General features: G+C 45.2%; 26 protein-coding genes. 24 read left to right on the forward strand and 2 right to left on the reverse strand.

Annotated elements, in window-relative coordinates; all coding sequences use genetic code 11:
• Positions 1–3 precede the first annotated feature (3 nt).
• From rplP to rplQ, 20 genes are all read left to right on the forward strand, one after another.
• Positions 4–417 (forward strand): 50S ribosomal protein L16, encoded by a 414-nt coding sequence (rplP, locus tag NGM44_RS07025; RefSeq protein ID WP_064603324.1) that lies wholly within the window; start codon positions 4–6, stop codon positions 415–417.
• The gene (gene rpmC, locus NGM44_RS07030) at positions 417–614 is read left to right on the forward strand and encodes a 50S ribosomal protein L29 (RefSeq protein WP_078254907.1); all 198 of its coding nucleotides are present in this window, start codon (positions 417–419) and stop codon (positions 612–614) included. The genes rplP and rpmC overlap by 1 nt, the downstream gene beginning before the upstream one ends.
• A complete protein-coding gene (gene rpsQ, locus NGM44_RS07035; protein WP_253223015.1) occupies positions 611–880 on the forward strand; it encodes a 30S ribosomal protein S17 in 270 nt (89 codons plus the stop codon). Before rpmC ends, rpsQ begins: the two co-directional genes overlap by 4 nt.
• Before the next feature lie 112 nt (positions 881–992).
• Positions 993–1,361 carry a 50S ribosomal protein L14 gene (gene rplN / locus NGM44_RS07040; protein ID WP_078254905.1) on the forward strand — a complete coding sequence of 123 codons (369 nt, stop codon included), beginning with the start codon at positions 993–995 and terminating at the stop codon, positions 1,359–1,361.
• A gap of 18 nt (positions 1,362–1,379) precedes the next feature.
• Positions 1,380–1,697 carry a 50S ribosomal protein L24 gene (gene rplX, locus NGM44_RS07045; RefSeq protein WP_253223016.1) on the forward strand — a complete coding sequence of 106 codons (318 nt, stop codon included), beginning with the start codon at positions 1,380–1,382 and terminating at the stop codon, positions 1,695–1,697.
• 20 nt (positions 1,698–1,717) lie between these two features.
• Positions 1,718–2,254 (forward strand): 50S ribosomal protein L5, encoded by a 537-nt coding sequence (rplE, locus tag NGM44_RS07050; protein ID WP_253223017.1) that lies wholly within the window; start codon positions 1,718–1,720, stop codon positions 2,252–2,254.
• 11 nt (positions 2,255–2,265) lie between these two features.
• Positions 2,266–2,571 (forward strand): 30S ribosomal protein S14, encoded by a 306-nt coding sequence (gene rpsN / locus NGM44_RS07055; RefSeq protein ID WP_253223018.1) that lies wholly within the window; start codon positions 2,266–2,268, stop codon positions 2,569–2,571.
• A gap of 14 nt (positions 2,572–2,585) precedes the next feature.
• Positions 2,586–2,984 (forward strand): 30S ribosomal protein S8, encoded by a 399-nt coding sequence (rpsH, locus tag NGM44_RS07060; RefSeq protein ID WP_253223019.1) that lies wholly within the window; start codon positions 2,586–2,588, stop codon positions 2,982–2,984.
• A gap of 152 nt (positions 2,985–3,136) precedes the next feature.
• Positions 3,137–3,670 (forward strand): 50S ribosomal protein L6, encoded by a 534-nt coding sequence (gene rplF, locus NGM44_RS07065; protein WP_253223020.1) that lies wholly within the window; start codon positions 3,137–3,139, stop codon positions 3,668–3,670.
• Between the two features lie 11 nt (positions 3,671–3,681).
• Entirely contained in the window at positions 3,682–4,032 is a 351-nt protein-coding gene (gene rplR / locus NGM44_RS07070; protein WP_253223021.1) for a 50S ribosomal protein L18, read from the forward strand.
• A 2-nt stretch (positions 4,033–4,034) separates the two neighbouring features.
• Entirely contained in the window at positions 4,035–4,532 is a 498-nt protein-coding gene (gene rpsE, locus NGM44_RS07075) for a 30S ribosomal protein S5 (RefSeq protein WP_253223022.1), read from the forward strand.
• A 16-nt stretch (positions 4,533–4,548) separates the two neighbouring features.
• Positions 4,549–4,728, forward strand: coding sequence for a 50S ribosomal protein L30 (gene rpmD / locus NGM44_RS07080; protein ID WP_253223023.1), 180 nt, complete (start codon positions 4,549–4,551; stop codon positions 4,726–4,728).
• Positions 4,728–5,168 carry a 50S ribosomal protein L15 gene (gene rplO / locus NGM44_RS07085; protein ID WP_078318456.1) on the forward strand — a complete coding sequence of 147 codons (441 nt, stop codon included), beginning with the start codon at positions 4,728–4,730 and terminating at the stop codon, positions 5,166–5,168. Before rpmD ends, rplO begins: the two co-directional genes overlap by 1 nt.
• Before the next feature lie 3 nt (positions 5,169–5,171).
• Complete coding sequence (secY, locus tag NGM44_RS07090) at positions 5,172–6,497, forward strand: preprotein translocase subunit SecY (protein WP_253223024.1); 1,326 nt, start codon at positions 5,172–5,174, stop codon at positions 6,495–6,497.
• 23 nt (positions 6,498–6,520) lie between these two features.
• Positions 6,521–6,637, forward strand: a complete 117-nt coding sequence (rpmJ, locus tag NGM44_RS07095; protein ID WP_049236838.1) for a 50S ribosomal protein L36 — start codon at positions 6,521–6,523, stop codon at positions 6,635–6,637.
• A 129-nt stretch (positions 6,638–6,766) separates the two neighbouring features.
• Positions 6,767–7,123 (forward strand): 30S ribosomal protein S13, encoded by a 357-nt coding sequence (gene rpsM / locus NGM44_RS07100; RefSeq protein ID WP_078254895.1) that lies wholly within the window; start codon positions 6,767–6,769, stop codon positions 7,121–7,123.
• 20 nt (positions 7,124–7,143) lie between these two features.
• Positions 7,144–7,536 carry a 30S ribosomal protein S11 gene (rpsK, locus tag NGM44_RS07105; protein WP_036364258.1) on the forward strand — a complete coding sequence of 131 codons (393 nt, stop codon included), beginning with the start codon at positions 7,144–7,146 and terminating at the stop codon, positions 7,534–7,536.
• A gap of 12 nt (positions 7,537–7,548) precedes the next feature.
• Positions 7,549–8,190, forward strand: coding sequence for a 30S ribosomal protein S4 (gene rpsD, locus NGM44_RS07110; protein WP_078254894.1), 642 nt, complete (start codon positions 7,549–7,551; stop codon positions 8,188–8,190).
• A gap of 24 nt (positions 8,191–8,214) precedes the next feature.
• The gene (rpoA, locus tag NGM44_RS07115) at positions 8,215–9,219 is read left to right on the forward strand and encodes a DNA-directed RNA polymerase subunit alpha (RefSeq protein ID WP_253223025.1); all 1,005 of its coding nucleotides are present in this window, start codon (positions 8,215–8,217) and stop codon (positions 9,217–9,219) included.
• Positions 9,220–9,237: 18 nt separating this feature from the next.
• Complete coding sequence (gene rplQ / locus NGM44_RS07120; protein WP_078254892.1) at positions 9,238–9,597, forward strand: 50S ribosomal protein L17; 360 nt, start codon at positions 9,238–9,240, stop codon at positions 9,595–9,597.
• Positions 9,598–9,663: 66 nt separating this feature from the next.
• Here rplQ and NGM44_RS07125 read toward each other — a convergent pair whose 3' ends face one another.
• Both NGM44_RS07125 and NGM44_RS07130 read right to left on the reverse strand, forming a co-directional pair.
• The gene (locus tag NGM44_RS07125; protein WP_253223026.1) at positions 9,664–10,269 is read right to left on the reverse strand and encodes a Sua5/YciO/YrdC/YwlC family protein; all 606 of its coding nucleotides are present in this window, start codon (positions 10,267–10,269) and stop codon (positions 9,664–9,666) included.
• Positions 10,270–10,278: 9 nt separating this feature from the next.
• Positions 10,279–11,022, reverse strand: a complete 744-nt coding sequence (locus tag NGM44_RS07130) for an elongation factor P hydroxylase (RefSeq protein ID WP_253223027.1) — start codon at positions 11,020–11,022, stop codon at positions 10,279–10,281.
• Positions 11,023–11,147: 125 nt separating this feature from the next.
• Here NGM44_RS07130 and NGM44_RS07135 point away from each other — a divergent pair, with 125 nt between their 5' ends.
• The 4 genes from NGM44_RS07135 to fabG all read left to right on the forward strand — a co-directional run bounded on the left by NGM44_RS07135 (position 11,148) and on the right by fabG (position 13,979).
• A complete protein-coding gene (locus NGM44_RS07135) occupies positions 11,148–11,690 on the forward strand; it encodes a DUF177 domain-containing protein (protein ID WP_253223028.1) in 543 nt (180 codons plus the stop codon).
• 241 nt (positions 11,691–11,931) lie between these two features.
• The gene (gene rpmF, locus NGM44_RS07140) at positions 11,932–12,114 is read left to right on the forward strand and encodes a 50S ribosomal protein L32 (RefSeq protein ID WP_003656952.1); all 183 of its coding nucleotides are present in this window, start codon (positions 11,932–11,934) and stop codon (positions 12,112–12,114) included.
• A 180-nt stretch (positions 12,115–12,294) separates the two neighbouring features.
• A complete protein-coding gene (gene fabD, locus NGM44_RS07145; protein ID WP_253223029.1) occupies positions 12,295–13,254 on the forward strand; it encodes an ACP S-malonyltransferase in 960 nt (319 codons plus the stop codon).
• Positions 13,251–13,979 (forward strand): 3-oxoacyl-ACP reductase FabG, encoded by a 729-nt coding sequence (fabG, locus tag NGM44_RS07150; RefSeq protein WP_253223030.1) that lies wholly within the window; start codon positions 13,251–13,253, stop codon positions 13,977–13,979. Before fabD ends, fabG begins: the two co-directional genes overlap by 4 nt.
• Positions 13,980–14,097 lie beyond the last annotated feature (118 nt).

Raw genomic sequence — 14,097 nt, forward strand, 5'->3', positions numbered from 1 at the left:
GATATGTTACAACCAAAACGTACCAAGTTTCGCAAAATGCACAAAGGTCGTAACACTGGCCTAGCCCAGCGTGGTAACACAGTTGCTTTTGGTGAAATTGGTCTAAAATCTATCGGTCGTGGTCGTATGACTGCTCGTCAAATCGAAGCTGCTCGTCGTACTATCACTCGTCGCATTAAGCGTGGTGGTAAAATCTGGATCCGTGTATTCCCAGACAAACCAATTACCGAAAAACCATTGGAAGTTCGTATGGGTAAGGGTAAAGGTCCTGTTGAGTACTGGGTAGCAGAAATCAAGCCAGGCAAAATGCTTTATGAAATCCAAGGTGTTAGCGAAGAGCTAGCCCGTGAAGCGCTAACGCTAGCGGCTGCTAAGCTTCCATTCAAGACCACCATTGTTAAACGGACGATTATGTAATGAAAACCAACGAATTACGCGAAAAATCAGTAGAAGAGTTGGCTCAATTGCTTGACGAAAAGCAACTTGACGCATTTCGTCTGCGCATGGCAAAAGCAACGGGTCAGCTTGGCAACACTCACGAAATCAAAGCGAATCGTCGCACGATCGCTAAGATTTTGACTTTGATCAACGAAAAACAAAGAGGTGACGCATGAGCGAGAACACCACTCAAGAAGTTGGCGTTGTAACTGGCAAAGTAATCAGCAACAAGATGGACAAGTCTATTGTGGTGTTGGTTGAGCGCCAAATCCGTCACCCAATGTATGGCAAGCAAGTTCGCCGTTCGACTAAGCTTAAAGCACATGACGAAACGAATACTTGCCAAGAAGGTGATATCGTACGCATCAAAGAAACCCGTCCTTTCTCAAAGACCAAAACTTGGGCTTTGGTGGAAGTGGTTGAGCGTGCAGTAAAAATTTGAGCTATTTGCAATTTAAGCCATTTGCTTGTATAATGTATGTCTTTTTAGATGTATATCTGCCAATTTCGGCAGCAAATGGCTTTTATTGCTTTATTAATATTGGAGTAATGCGATGATTCAGACTGAAACAATGCTGGAAGTTGCAGATAACAGTGGTGCAAAACGCGTTCAGTGCATTAAAGTACTGGGTGGTTCTCATCGTCGTTATGCATCTGTTGGCGACATCATCAAAGTAACAGTAAAAGACGCTATTCCGCGTGGCCGTGTTAAAAAAGGTGACGTGATGAATGCAGTTGTAGTACGCACCAAAAAAGGCGTTCGTCGCCCAGATGGTTCTGTACTTCGTTTTGACGACAATGCTGCGGTATTGTTGAACAACAACAAAGCACCAATTGCAACGCGTATTTTTGGACCTGTTACTCGTGAACTGCGTGGTGAACAATTCATGAAGATTGTTTCACTTGCGCCAGAAGTACTGTAATTGTATTAGAGGCTTATTATGGCAAAGTTACGTAAAGGCGACACCGTGGTTGTGATTGCTGGCAAAGACAAAGGCAAGCAAGGCACAATTTTGGCGGTGAAAGCAGACCGTGTAAAAGTTGAAGGCGTAAACATCGTCACCAAACACCAAAAACCTAACCAAATGCTAGGTAAAGAAGGTGGCATCGTTAAGCAAGAAGCTTTCCTACATATTTCAAATGTTGCGATTTATAACGCAAAAACCCAAAAAGCTGATCGTATTGCTTACCAAGTAAACGAAGAAGGCGTAAAACAACGCATCTATCGTTCTACTGGTGAAGTAGTGGCGACTGCATAAGAGACTAAGGGTATATAGTAATGGCAAGACTTAAATCTTTATACAATGACAAGCTAAAACAGCAAATCAAAGACGAGCTGGGCTTAGAAAATGTCATGCAAGTGCCAAAAATCACCAAAATCACACTAAACATGGGTGTTGGTGGTGCTGCACAAGATAAAAAACTACTAGAAGGTGCTTTGGCTGACATGACCGCAATCGCTGGTCAAAAACCTGTCGTAACCAAAGCTCGCAAATCAGTTGCAGGCTTTAAAATTCGTGAAGAATGGCCAATCGGTTGCAAAGTTACTTTGCGTGGCGATCAAATGTATGAATTCCTAGATCGTCTAATTGCCATTGCAATTCCTCGTATTCGTGACTTCCGTGGTTTTTCTGCTAAAGCATTTGATGGTCGTGGTAACTACTCACTAGGCATCAAAGAGCAGATCGTTTTCCCTGAAGTAGATTTTGATAAAATCGACCGTATCCGTGGTCTAGATGTTACCATCACTACCACCGCAGCGAACGATGATCAAGGTCGTGCATTGCTAAAAGCATTTGGCTTCCCATTCAGATAAGGTAAAACGTTATGGCTAAAAAGAGCATGATTAATCGCGAACTAAAACGCGAAAAAACTGTCGCTAAGTATGCCGAAAAGCGTGCTAAGCTAAAAGCTATCATTAGCGATATCAATGCTAGCGAAGAAGAGCGTCTAGATGCCATGTTGGCACTACAAGCATTGCCACGCAACGCATCTCCAGTGCGCCTGCGCAATCGTTGTGGTGTCACTGGCCGTCCACACGGTTATTTCCGTAAATTTGGTCTATCACGCAACATGTTGCGTCTATATGTAATGCAAGGCGATGTGCCTGGCGTTCGTAAAGCTAGCTGGTAATAAGGAGTTAAGCTATGAGTATGCAAGATCCAGTTGCTGACATGCTAACTCGCATTCGCAACGCACAATCACGAAACAAACCATCTGTACAAATGCCAGCTTCTAAGCTACGCAAATCAATCGCTGATTTGTTGGTTGCTGAAGGTTACCTAACTTCTGCTACTGTTAGCGAAGTTGAAAACGGCAAAAAAGTATTGACTATCGAATTGAAGTACTACCAAGGCAAAGGTGTTATCGAGCAATTGAAACGCTACAGCCGTCCTGGTCTTCGTCAATACCGTGGTAAAGATGAGCTACCAAGCGTCCAAAAAGGCCTAGGTGTTGCAATCATCTCTACCAGCAAGGGCATCATGAGCGATCGTGCTGCTCGTGCCGCAGGCATCGGTGGTGAGGTTATTGCACTGGTTGCATAATCTGTAAGCGACTTGCTTGCAAAAAACTTACATTATTGATTTACTCTTTGATGTAAATGTGTTAAACTAACGGGCTTAAATGCCTGTTAGTTTTTTTGTGGCCATCCATAATTTTTATTGGATGGTGTAATTTTAAATTGAAGGAAATTCCTATGTCTCGTGTGGCTAAAGCCCCAGTAACGCTACCAGCTGGTACAAGCGTTACTTTGAACGATCGGCAGGTTGAAGTCAAAGGCAAGAATGGTACTCTGTCTTTGAGCCTGCATGAATTGGTCGAGCTAAAACAAGAAGAAGGCGTTGTTACGCTATCTCCAGTTGCTGACACCAAAGATGCGTGGATGCACACTGGTACTGTCCGTGCTCTATTGAACAACATGGTTAAAGGTGTAAGCGAAGGCTTTGAGCGTCGCCTACAACTGATCGGCGTTGGTTATCGTGCGCAAGTTGCAGGTAACAAAGTTAACCTAAGCCTTGGTTTCTCTCACCCAATCGAATATACACTTCCTGAAGGTGTTACTGCAGAAAGCCCAAGCCAAACTGAAATCGTTCTAAAATCAAGCGATAAGCAAAAACTTGGTCAAGCAGCAGCTAAGATTCGTAGCTTCCGTCCACCAGAGCCATATAAAGGTAAAGGTGTTCGTTATAGCGATGAAGTTGTTCTTCGTAAAGAAGCTAAGAAGAAATAAGGTGAGCCGAAATGTTCGATAAAAAAGCAGCTCGTCTTCGTCGAGCTAAAAAAACTCGTGCACACATCCGTCATTTGGGTGTTAATCGTTTGACTGTGACTCGCACTCCGCGTCACATCTATGCACAAATCATCTCGCCTACAGGCGGTGTTGTTGTTGCTCAAGCTTCTACTCTTGATGCAACGCTTCGTTCAGGTGCAACTGGTAATGTTGAAGCAGCAAAAGCTGTTGGTGCTTTGATTGCTGAGCGCGCAAAAGCAGCTGGCGTAACTAAAGTTGCATTTGACCGTAGTGGTTTTAAATATCATGGCCGCGTAAAAGCACTAGCTGACGCAGCTCGCGAGAACGGATTGGAGTTTTAATCATGGCAAAAGTAGAACAAACAGACGGTTTGGTTGAAAAATTGGTTGCCGTTGATCGCGTTGCTAAAGTGGTCAAAGGTGGTCGTATCTTCTCTTTCACTGCACTAACTGTTGTTGGTGATGGTAATGGTCGTGTAGGTTTTGGTCGTGGTAAAGCACGCGAAGTACCTGCTGCGATCCAAAAAGCTCTTGAAGCTGCTAAGCGCAACATGATCACTGTTGAGCTTGCTGGTACTACCATCCAGCACCCAATCAATGCTCGTCACGGCGCATCTAAAGTATATATGCAACCAGCATCTGAAGGTACTGGTGTAATTGCTGGTGGTGCTATGCGTGCAGTACTTGAAGTTGCAGGCGTTCAAAACGTATTGGCTAAGTGCTACGGCTCTACCAATGCAGCTAATGTTGTTCGCGCAACTTTCAATGGTCTGCGTGACATGACTTCTCCAGAGCAAGTTGCTGCTAAGCGTGGCAAAACTGTTGAAGAAATTTTGGGCTAAGAGTAGGTGAGTTACGATGAAAAAAATGAAAGTTACTCAAATTAAGTCGAGTGCCCATCGTTTGGCAAGCCACAAAGCTTGTTTGAAAGGCTTGGGACTTCGTCGCATCGGTCATACTGTAGAAGTAGAAGATACTCCATCTACTCGCGGTATGGTAAATCGTGTGATCTACATGGTTAAAGTGGAGGAAGTGTAATGGGTCTTAAACTAAACGAACTGTCACCAGCAGTTGGTGCTAAGAAAAAAGCACTTCGCCGTGGTCGCGGTATCGGTTCTGGCATCGGTAAAACCGGTGGCCGCGGTATCAAAGGTCAAACTTCTCGTTCAGGTTCAAGCATTCCAGCGGGTTTTGAAGGCGGTCAAATGCCAATCTACCGCCGTCTGCCTAAGTTCGGTTTTACTTCAAAAATCGCTATGACGACTGCTGAAGTTCGCCTATCTGAACTGAATAAAATCGAAGGCGATGTAGTAAGCGTTGAGACTTTGAAAGCTGCTAACATCATCCGTGGCGATATGAAACGTGCTCGTATCATCCTATCAGGTGAAGTAACTCGCGCGTTGACTTTCAAAGGCGTTAAAGTTACTAAAGGCGCAAAACAAGCAATCGAAGCTGCTGGTGGCAGCGTCGAGGAGTAATCTATGTCTAAGCAGTTGGCGTCACGCTCAAGACTACCACTCAATCCTTTTGCTTTCATTCGCAAATATGATGAACTGTGGAGTCGTTTGTTATTTTTGATTGGGGCGCTGATTGTTTATCGTCTGGGTTCGCACATTCCTGTACCGGGAATGGATCCAAATGGCTTGGCTCAATTTTTCCAAAGCAACCAAAATACTTTTTTGGGCATGGTGAATATGTTCTCAGGCGGTGCGCTTGAGCGTATGTCCATCATGGCTTTGGGTATCATGCCGTACATTTCTGCGTCGATTGTCGTGCAGATGATGTCCACGGTAGTACCGTCGCTTGAAGCGTTGAAAAAAGAAGGTGAGTCAGGTCGCCGCATTTTGAACAAATATACACGCCAAGGCACTTTGGCTTTAGCGTTTGTTCAGGCGGTAGGTATGTCCACAGGTTTGATCGCTGGTGGCTTGACCATCACGACAGGCTTGGGGTTCTATATTCCTGCGGTGACTTCATTGGTAGCAGGTTCGATGTTTTTGATGTGGTTGGGTGAGCAAATCACTGAGCGCGGTGTGGGTAATGGTATTTCGATGCTGATTTTTGCCAGTATCATTGCTTCAGCACCTACCATGATTTCTCAAGCATTGACACAAGATATGAACATGATTGTGATTTTGTTGTTCGCAATCTTGGGTCTTGCTGTGACGGCAGCGATTGTTTTTATTGAACGCGCACAACGCCGTGTCCCAGTCAATTACGCACAAAAACAGCAACAAGGTCGTAAAGTCTATGCGCAGCAGCAATCACATCTGCCATTGAAATTAAACATGGCTGGTGTTATTCCTGCGATCTTTGCAAGTTCATTATTGCTACTGCCAGCAAGTTTGGGTCAGTGGACAATGAATACAACCAATCCAACAACCACTCAAGAGGTTCTACAAACTATCTCACTGGTGTTGGCACCTGGTCAGCCTTTATACTTGCTGTTATTTGCGTTGATGATCATCTTTTTCTGTTATTTTTATACAGCTTTGATGTTCAATCCAACTGAAGTTGCTGAGAACCTAAAACGCAGTGGTGCGTACATTCCGGGCATTCGCCCAGGTTTACAAACCAGACGATATTTAGATTTTGTTTTGAACCGACTGACCTTTATCGGTGCGATGTATATGACCATCATCTGTTTGATGCCGATGATTGTTCAATACTCGTTTAATATTCCGATTCCATTGGGTGGTTCTTCTTTGTTGATTATGGTAGTTGTGTTGATGGACTTCATTGCACAGATCCAAGCGCACTTAATGTCGCATCAATACCATGATCAAGCATTAATCAAATCATCTTAACTGATGACTTTTAGGAGCATGACATGAAAGTTCAAGCATCTGTCAAAAAAATCTGTGGTAGCTGCAAAATTGTTCGTCGCAAGGGTAAAGTTCTTGTGATTTGCAGTGCAGAGCCACGCCACAAACAACGTCAAGGTTAATTTTACAAATTAATACTTGAAATTTGGTAGCGGATAATGTATTATCCGCTTCTTGCCATGCTATCATTTTTTGATGGCGGTTAAACACTTAGCAAATGCATTCGCATTTGTGCTAATGGAGAGAAATCAATGGCTCGTATTGCCGGTGTAAACATTCCGGACAACAAACACGCTGTGATTTCGCTAACTTACATTTTTGGTATTGGTCGTACTACTGCTAAGCAAATCCTTGCTAAAGTTGGTATCGCTGAAACTACCAAAATCGGTTCGTTAGATGATTCACAACTTGATGCTGTCCGTGCAGAAGTTGCAAACTACACAGTTGAAGGTGACCTTCGTCGTGAAGTTTCAATGAACATCAAGCGTTTGGTCGATCTAGGTTGCTACCGTGGTCTTCGCCACCGTCGTGGTCTGCCAGTTAATGGTCAACGCACAAAAACTAACGCGCGTACCCGTAAAGGTCCACGCAAAGCAATTAAAAAGTAACTAACTTAGGAAGCTAAAAGATGGCAAAAGACACTCGTAGCCGCAAAAAAGTGGCTCGTCGTTCGGTATCTGAAGGTATCGCCCACATTCATGCGTCTTTTAATAACACCATTGTAACGATTACTGATCGTCAAGGTAATGCATTGGCTTGGGCCACATCAGGTGGACAAGGCTTCCGCGGTTCACGCAAATCTACACCATTTGCTGCACAGGTAGCAGCTGAAGTTGCTGGTAAAGCAGCACAAGAAACTTATGGTGTTAAGAATGTTGATGTCTTGGTTAAAGGTCCAGGACCAGGTCGTGAGTCTGCGGTTCGTGCATTAGGTGCATTGGGTTATAAAATCAACAGCATCAGCGATGTCACCCCAATTCCACACAACGGCTGCCGCCCACCTAAGAAGCGCCGCGTTTAAGGAGATAGACTTATGGCCCGTTATATTGGTCCAAAACTAAAACTATCACGCCGTGAGGGCACTGATCTTCAATTGAAGTCAGGCGTTAAAGCTTACGATGTGAAGACTAAAAAAGCAGGTCGCGTACCTGGTCAGCATGGCAATAGCCAAAATAAAACTTCTGAATACGCATCACAGCTTCGTGAAAAGCAAAAAGTAAAACGTATGTATGGCGTACTAGAGCGTCAGTTCTCTAACTACTATAAAGAAGCTGCTCGCCAACGCGGTGCTACTGGTGAGAACTTGCTAGTAACTCTAGAGCGTCGTCTTGACAATGTTGTGTATCGTATGGGCTTTGGTGCAACTCGTGCAGAAGCGCGTCAGTTGGTTAGCCACCGTGCAATCCTACTTAAGAAAGCTGGTCGTGACGAATTTGTTCGTGTGAACATTCCATCAATCCAAGTTCAAGATGGTGATGTGATTGCTGTACACGAAAAATCAAAAGAGCAACTTCGTATCAAAAACGCAGTTGAGCTAGCGACACAACGCGGTATTCCTGCATGGTTGGAAGTTGATCACAGCAAACTACAAGGTACTTTCAAATCTGCGCCAGAGCGTAGCGAATTACCTGCTGAAATCAACGAACACTTGATTGTTGAGCTATATTCTAAATAATCCGAACTAATTCGAGGTGACACTATGACAAATGCAACTGAGTTTCTAACACCGAGCGCGATTAGCGTTGATACGGTTAATGAAACGACTGCTAAGGTCACGCTCGAGCCGTTAGAACGCGGTTTTGGGCATACACTAGGTAATGCTCTACGCCGCATTCTACTATCTTCTTTGTCTGGTGCTGCAGTCATTGAGGCTGAGATTGAGGGTGTGGATCATGAGTATTCTACTCTAGAAGGTCTGCAAGAAGATGTTCTAGATCTTCTACTTAACCTAAAGTCTTTGGCGATCATCCTGCACGATCAGCATGAAGCTTACTTGACTTTGGATAAAAAGGGTGCAGGCGTCGTAACAGCTGCTGACCTTGAATTGCCACATAATGTCGAAATCGCCAATCCAAACTTGGTGCTAGGTACATTGAGTGAGCGTGGTCATCTGAAGATGCGTCTTCGTGTGGTGACCGGTCGTGGCTATGAGCCTGCGAATCAGCGTCGTGAAGATGCTAATTCTAAAGTAATTGGCCGCTTGAAGTTGGATGCCAGCTTCAGCCCAATTCTACGAGTTGCATACGATGTTGAAAACGCTCGTGTTGAGCAGCGTACCGATCTTGATAAATTGATTATCGAGCTTGAGACCAATGGCACGATCGACCCAGAAGAAGCTATTCGCAAAGCTGCAACCATTCTACAACAGCAAATTGCTATTTTTGTAGATTTGGAAGCGGAAGAAGCTCCTGAACCAATCAAAGAAAAAGAAGAGATTGACCCTGTACTATTGCGTCCAGTGGATGATCTTGAGCTAACGGTTCGTTCGGCTAACTGCTTGAAAGCTGAAAATATTTATTACATCGGCGATTTGGTGCAGCGTACAGAAACTGAACTGCTGAAAACGCCAAATCTGGGTAAGAAATCATTGACCGAAATCAAAGATGTACTGGCATCTAAAGATTTGGAACTTGGTATGCGTCTAGAAAACTGGCCACCAAGCGATTTGCGTGTCGATGATCGTTTCTCTTATCGTAGCCGCTAATTTTAAGGATACTTGACCATGCGACATCGTAAAAGCGGAGTCAAGCTGGGTCGCACCAGCAGCCATCGTAAGGCTATGTTCCAGAACATGACTAACTCACTGTTCGAGCATGAGCTAATCAAAACCACTTTGCCAAAAGCAAAAGAGCTTCGCCGCGTTGCTGAGCCACTAATCACTTTGGCAAAAGAAGACAGCGTTGCAAATCGTCGTCTAGCGTTCAGCCGTATGCGTAACAAAGATATGGTAGGTAAACTATTTGCTGAGCTTGGTCCTCGCTACCAAACTCGCCCAGGTGGTTACCTACGCATCATCAAGTGCGGTTTCCGTGATGGTGACAATGCACCTATGGCATATGTAGAGCTTGTTGATCGTCCATAATCAACCGCTTTATGAGTAAAAACCCTGATTTAGCATCAGGGTTTTTCTTATTTGTAATAACTGAATTTATGCTTCAAAAGCTGCATCGCCTTGCTGCACAATGACAATGTCATCTTGGCTGATGTCAATCAAGGTTGGCACGGCTTGTGTAAGTTCGCCTGCATTCATGAAGCCATCGACCAGATTTTCTACCGCCATTTCCACTTCATAGCTGCTGTAATAGGTCAGTGCTTCATTTGCAATGATGATAGGCAGGCTTACAAATGGTTCACCCAATTTATCAAGTAATGCTGTCACAATTGGTGTAGTGGCGATGCGTACGGCGATGGTTTTGCTTTTATCATCCACAAGTTTTTTCGGGGTGGCTTTGGTGGGAATAAGTGCAAAATCAATGCCTGTGCCAAGCTTGTTTTTCATCACGCGGTGCGCAAAATTGGTCACTTCGGCATAGTGTGAAATTTGGCTTAAATCTTGGCAAATCAGTATGGCTTGGGCGAATTGTCCTGCCATGCGCTGCGCTTGTTCTAGTGCGGATTTGGCATTCAGTGATAAGGCAAGCTGATAGCCGTGTGCATCAGGATAGACGATCAGCTGATCATCCTTGAGTGCTTGTACAACTTGAGCAATGATGCGATCTTGTGGATTGTCAGGGTGAATGTAGTAGGTTTGCATAAATTATCCTTAAATATCTTGATGAAATGTCGGCTGGCTTAAGCTTAAGAATACCCAAAGCAGCCGGCGTGCATCGCGGGGTAGGCTTGTTGGATGATTCAGATAATCACTGGCTTTGGCATAGACATCAGCAGCAAAGGTGCTTTTGGATGTGTCAAAATCGGCATTAAGATTATCTTGTGAGATATAAAAATACCGCCCCAAGGCAAGGCTTAGCAAGCACTCGATCGCTTGCGGGATGACTTCCACTTGCTCAAAGATGACTTGGGTTTGCTCATTTCTGCCGTCACTTTCGTACCAGTAGCCGAAGTCATTTTGTGTGCGGCGTTCGTGTCCCGCCACGCACCAGTGGCTGATCTCATGCAGCGCACTTTGGAAAAACCCATGCGCAAATTCAATGCGTGCAGGCGCATGTTCTGATGCAGGGAAATATTCAGGCTCGCCATTACCGCGTACCAGCACGGTCGGCATCTGGGCAAGTTTTGGGTTGTTAAATAATGCATTAAATAGCTCAATCAGCCACTCGGTCAAAGCGCGCTCATCATCGGCATTACCCTTAATCGCTTGCCAATGCTGATACAGTTTTTGCCACTTGGCGGTATCGATTTGGGCAAATAATTGTTCATAATCTTTAATCAGCTGCTTTTCACAATGAAAATTTTGCCAAAGCGTATGAATGCGCGCGGCAGTCTTTTCATCATTTGCTTGGGTGCACTGTGACAAATCGGGCGAAAGTTGGTTAAAATCAATCATATTTGTGTCGTTTTAAATATTTTGCTTTATTATAATGCCTTTACTGGATTTTGGCTGATAAATTTTACTTTTGAAATCATGGAAAATATGCCATAATAATCAATCATTCACAACGATCGACAGCTATGACGCAGACGCACAAACACCCCGAACATCAGACTTTACCTAATAATATATTGCTAGAAAAATGGGCGGATATTGGCTTTCATTGGCAAGGAGAGATCGCCATCAGTGAGATGCCGCGCTTATCTGAGCAGACTGTGGGTGCAGGCGCATTGTCGGTGGTTGCAGATTTACAAAAAACTGATGGTGTTTTGTGGCTGAATTATACGGTGACAGGCGCGGTCGATGTCGGCTGTCAGCGCTGTCTTGAGCCGATGTCGTTTGATTTATCAGGCGCTTATCGCTTGGCATTGTTGCAGTCTGAAGATGAGATTGCTAAGACTGATGGCGAAGAGTTTGTGCTGATTGATGAGCTTGGCGAGTCGGCGCGCCGCCTATTGCCGATCAAAGAACTTTTGGAAGATGAGCTGATGTTGGCATTGCCGTTATCGCCACGCCATGATGATTGTGATTTGCTTATTGAGTCGGTTGGTGATGAGATCGAAGAAGAAGAGAGCGAAAATCCTTTTGCGGCTTTGGCGGCATTAAAGGGTAAATTTTCATAATTATCAAGCAGTTAATTCGCATTTCATCGGACTGGCGAATTTTTGATGAAAAGATTTGTAAATTTTTGCGATTAGGCTTTGAAATTTACAAAATTTTTGCGTATAATACAGCGTTTATTGTGCATAGGTCTATGATGGACGGCGATTGATGCTTAATCGCATTGACACAAATTGACAAAGACGCACGAACCGTTTATTTCTTGATGGGCAAACTGCCCAACTGACTTAATTAGGAGCTATCATGGCAGTTCAACAAAACCGCAAGAGCCGCTCACGCCGTGACATGCGTCGTTCACACGACCATATCGCTATTGCTGAGCTAAGCATCGATTCTACTACTGGCGAAAAACACCTTCGCCACCACGCGACCAAAGACGGTTTCTACCGTGGTCGTCAGCTATTCAAGGTTAGCCAAGATAGCTAAGCATTACCTTAAGTAATGGACAAGCCAAGCCTACATTGTCACAATGAGCTTGGCTTTTTATTTTTGCAAAATTTCCTGCATTTGGGTAAACAAATGTATTTTTTTGTCGATAAACTGTGATAAAATTAGCGCAATTAGCTTTATAAAAATCAGTTGAAACCATCGATAATTAGGTGAATAATGACTCAAGATAATTTGAATATCGCCAAGCGTTTGGCGGTGGTGTTTCCCGGACAAGGATCACAGACGGTCGGCATGATGAATGAGCTTGCTGAAAGCTTTGAGAGCGTGCGTAAGGCTTTTGACGAAGCGAGTGCGGCGCTGGGCTTTGATCTGTGGGAAGTGACGCAGGACGAAAGCCGCCTGAACAAGACCGAATACACGCAGCCTGCGCTATTGGTGTCGAGCGTGGCGATTTGGCAGATCATTGAGCCGATGCTTGCTAAGCAATCACTAAAGCCGCTGTATTTGGCGGGACATTCTTTGGGCGAGTACAGCGCGCTTGTGGCATCAGGTGTGTTGTCATTGGGCGATGCAGCTAAGCTTGTGCATGAGCGCGGCAAGCTGATGACGGCAGCGGTCAAGGGTATGGATACGCAGATGGCGGCTGTGCTCGGTCTGGAAGATGAGCAAGTGGCAAGCTTATGCGAAGAAGTCAGTAGCAGCACGGGCGTGGTCAATGCTGCCAATTTCAACAGCCCTGGTCAAGTGGTTGTCGCAGGCACGGCGGTCGGTGTGGTGGGTGTGCTGTCAGCGGTCGAAGGACTTGGCAAAAAAGCCGTACCGCTTAAGGTATCTGTGCCGTCGCATTGTCAGCTGATGAATCCTGCCAGTGATGCATTGGCAGAGCTGTTGAACGCGACCCAATTTAACGAAGCGAAAATTGCCGTCATCCAAAATCGCCATGCCAAAGTGCATACCGACATTGCTGATATCAAGCTTGCCTTGACCGAGCAGTTGTCTATGCCAGTGCAGTGGTCAAAAACCATGCAGAAGCTTGCCGATCAAGAGATTGAGCTTGTCATCGAATGCGGACCAGGCAATGTATTGTCAAACCTTGCCAAGCGTCAAGCCACCCCAATCACCGCCTTGCCAACAGATAAATTGGCACGCCTAGAAAAACTGGAGAATTTGGCATGAGTCGTAAAATTGTATTAGTCACAGGCGCAAGCCGCGGTATCGGTAAAGCCATCGCCCAACGCTTCGCGGATGAAGGGCATTTCGTCATCGGCACAGCGACCAGCGAAAAAGGCGCAGATGCCATCAGTGAATATCTGAGCGAGTCAGGCGGTATCGGTCGCGTGCTGGATGTCTGCAGTGATGAAGATATTGATAAGCTGTTTGAAGAAATTGACAGTGTCTATGGCGGCATCAATGTGCTGGTGAATAACGCAGGTATTACCAAAGATGGTCTATTAATGCGTATGAAAGATGAAGACTGGGCAAGCGTCATCGACACCAACCTAACTTCTATCTATCGTATGAGCCGCCGCGCTGTGCGTGGTATGATGAAAGCGCGTCATGGCCGCATCATCAACATCACATCAGTCGTCGGTCAAATGGGTAATGCAGGACAAACCAACTACGCCGCTACCAAAGCAGGCGTAGAAGGCTTCAGCCGTGCATTAGCGCGTGAAATTGGCTCTCGTGGCGTGACCGTGAACTGTGTCGCCCCCGGCTTTGTCGAAACCGACATGACCGAAGAGCTGGACGAGCGCCTAATCAACTCAATGCTCGACGCCGTCCCAATGGGTCGCATGGCACAGCCAGAAGAAATCGCCGCTGCTGTATCATTCCTAGCCAGTGATGAAGCGAGCTATATTACGGGGACGGTATTAGCAGTGAATGGCGGTATGTACATGTAATCGTCTTCGTACGGAGCTTGTCTTGCTGCGTTAAACTCGCTCGATGTATTACTTATACACCGCCGCTTGTTTGCCTTGCAATACAAGCTCATTACTGTGATGATTGTTAATGGTTGGG

The sequence above is a fragment of the Moraxella sp. FZFQ2102 genome (genome assembly GCF_024137865.1).
GTDB lineage: Bacteria > Pseudomonadota > Gammaproteobacteria > Pseudomonadales > Moraxellaceae > Moraxella.

What these genes read in the sequence shown, in the direction of transcription:
- rpmF (WP_003656952.1), top strand. Translation starts at nt 11,932, where the DNA reads ATGGCAGTTCAACAAAACCGCAAGAGCCGCTCACGCCGTGACATGCGT.
- NGM44_RS07125 (WP_253223026.1), bottom strand. Translation starts at nt 10,269, where the DNA reads ATGCAAACCTACTACATTCACCCTGACAATCCACAAGATCGCATCATT.
- rpsE (WP_253223022.1), top strand. Translation starts at nt 4,035, where the DNA reads ATGGCAAAAGTAGAACAAACAGACGGTTTGGTTGAAAAATTGGTTGCC.
- rplF (WP_253223020.1), top strand. Translation starts at nt 3,137, where the DNA reads ATGTCTCGTGTGGCTAAAGCCCCAGTAACGCTACCAGCTGGTACAAGC.
- rpoA (WP_253223025.1), top strand. Translation starts at nt 8,215, where the DNA reads ATGACAAATGCAACTGAGTTTCTAACACCGAGCGCGATTAGCGTTGAT.
- rpmJ (WP_049236838.1), top strand. Translation starts at nt 6,521, where the DNA reads ATGAAAGTTCAAGCATCTGTCAAAAAAATCTGTGGTAGCTGCAAAATT.
- rpsN (WP_253223018.1), top strand. Translation starts at nt 2,266, where the DNA reads ATGGCTAAAAAGAGCATGATTAATCGCGAACTAAAACGCGAAAAAACT.
- rpsH (WP_253223019.1), top strand. Translation starts at nt 2,586, where the DNA reads ATGAGTATGCAAGATCCAGTTGCTGACATGCTAACTCGCATTCGCAAC.
- rpmD (WP_253223023.1), top strand. Translation starts at nt 4,549, where the DNA reads ATGAAAAAAATGAAAGTTACTCAAATTAAGTCGAGTGCCCATCGTTTG.
- rpsQ (WP_253223015.1), top strand. Translation starts at nt 611, where the DNA reads ATGAGCGAGAACACCACTCAAGAAGTTGGCGTTGTAACTGGCAAAGTA.
- rplP (WP_064603324.1), top strand. Translation starts at nt 4, where the DNA reads ATGTTACAACCAAAACGTACCAAGTTTCGCAAAATGCACAAAGGTCGT.
- NGM44_RS07130 (WP_253223027.1), bottom strand. Translation starts at nt 11,022, where the DNA reads ATGATTGATTTTAACCAACTTTCGCCCGATTTGTCACAGTGCACCCAA.
- secY (WP_253223024.1), top strand. Translation starts at nt 5,172, where the DNA reads ATGTCTAAGCAGTTGGCGTCACGCTCAAGACTACCACTCAATCCTTTT.
- rplN (WP_078254905.1), top strand. Translation starts at nt 993, where the DNA reads ATGATTCAGACTGAAACAATGCTGGAAGTTGCAGATAACAGTGGTGCA.
- rpsM (WP_078254895.1), top strand. Translation starts at nt 6,767, where the DNA reads ATGGCTCGTATTGCCGGTGTAAACATTCCGGACAACAAACACGCTGTG.
- fabD (WP_253223029.1), top strand. Translation starts at nt 12,295, where the DNA reads ATGACTCAAGATAATTTGAATATCGCCAAGCGTTTGGCGGTGGTGTTT.
- rplO (WP_078318456.1), top strand. Translation starts at nt 4,728, where the DNA reads ATGGGTCTTAAACTAAACGAACTGTCACCAGCAGTTGGTGCTAAGAAA.
- rpsD (WP_078254894.1), top strand. Translation starts at nt 7,549, where the DNA reads ATGGCCCGTTATATTGGTCCAAAACTAAAACTATCACGCCGTGAGGGC.
- fabG (WP_253223030.1), top strand. Translation starts at nt 13,251, where the DNA reads ATGAGTCGTAAAATTGTATTAGTCACAGGCGCAAGCCGCGGTATCGGT.
- rplE (WP_253223017.1), top strand. Translation starts at nt 1,718, where the DNA reads ATGGCAAGACTTAAATCTTTATACAATGACAAGCTAAAACAGCAAATC.
- rpmC (WP_078254907.1), top strand. Translation starts at nt 417, where the DNA reads ATGAAAACCAACGAATTACGCGAAAAATCAGTAGAAGAGTTGGCTCAA.
- NGM44_RS07135 (WP_253223028.1), top strand. Translation starts at nt 11,148, where the DNA reads ATGACGCAGACGCACAAACACCCCGAACATCAGACTTTACCTAATAAT.
- rplR (WP_253223021.1), top strand. Translation starts at nt 3,682, where the DNA reads ATGTTCGATAAAAAAGCAGCTCGTCTTCGTCGAGCTAAAAAAACTCGT.
- rplX (WP_253223016.1), top strand. Translation starts at nt 1,380, where the DNA reads ATGGCAAAGTTACGTAAAGGCGACACCGTGGTTGTGATTGCTGGCAAA.
- rplQ (WP_078254892.1), top strand. Translation starts at nt 9,238, where the DNA reads ATGCGACATCGTAAAAGCGGAGTCAAGCTGGGTCGCACCAGCAGCCAT.
- rpsK (WP_036364258.1), top strand. Translation starts at nt 7,144, where the DNA reads ATGGCAAAAGACACTCGTAGCCGCAAAAAAGTGGCTCGTCGTTCGGTA.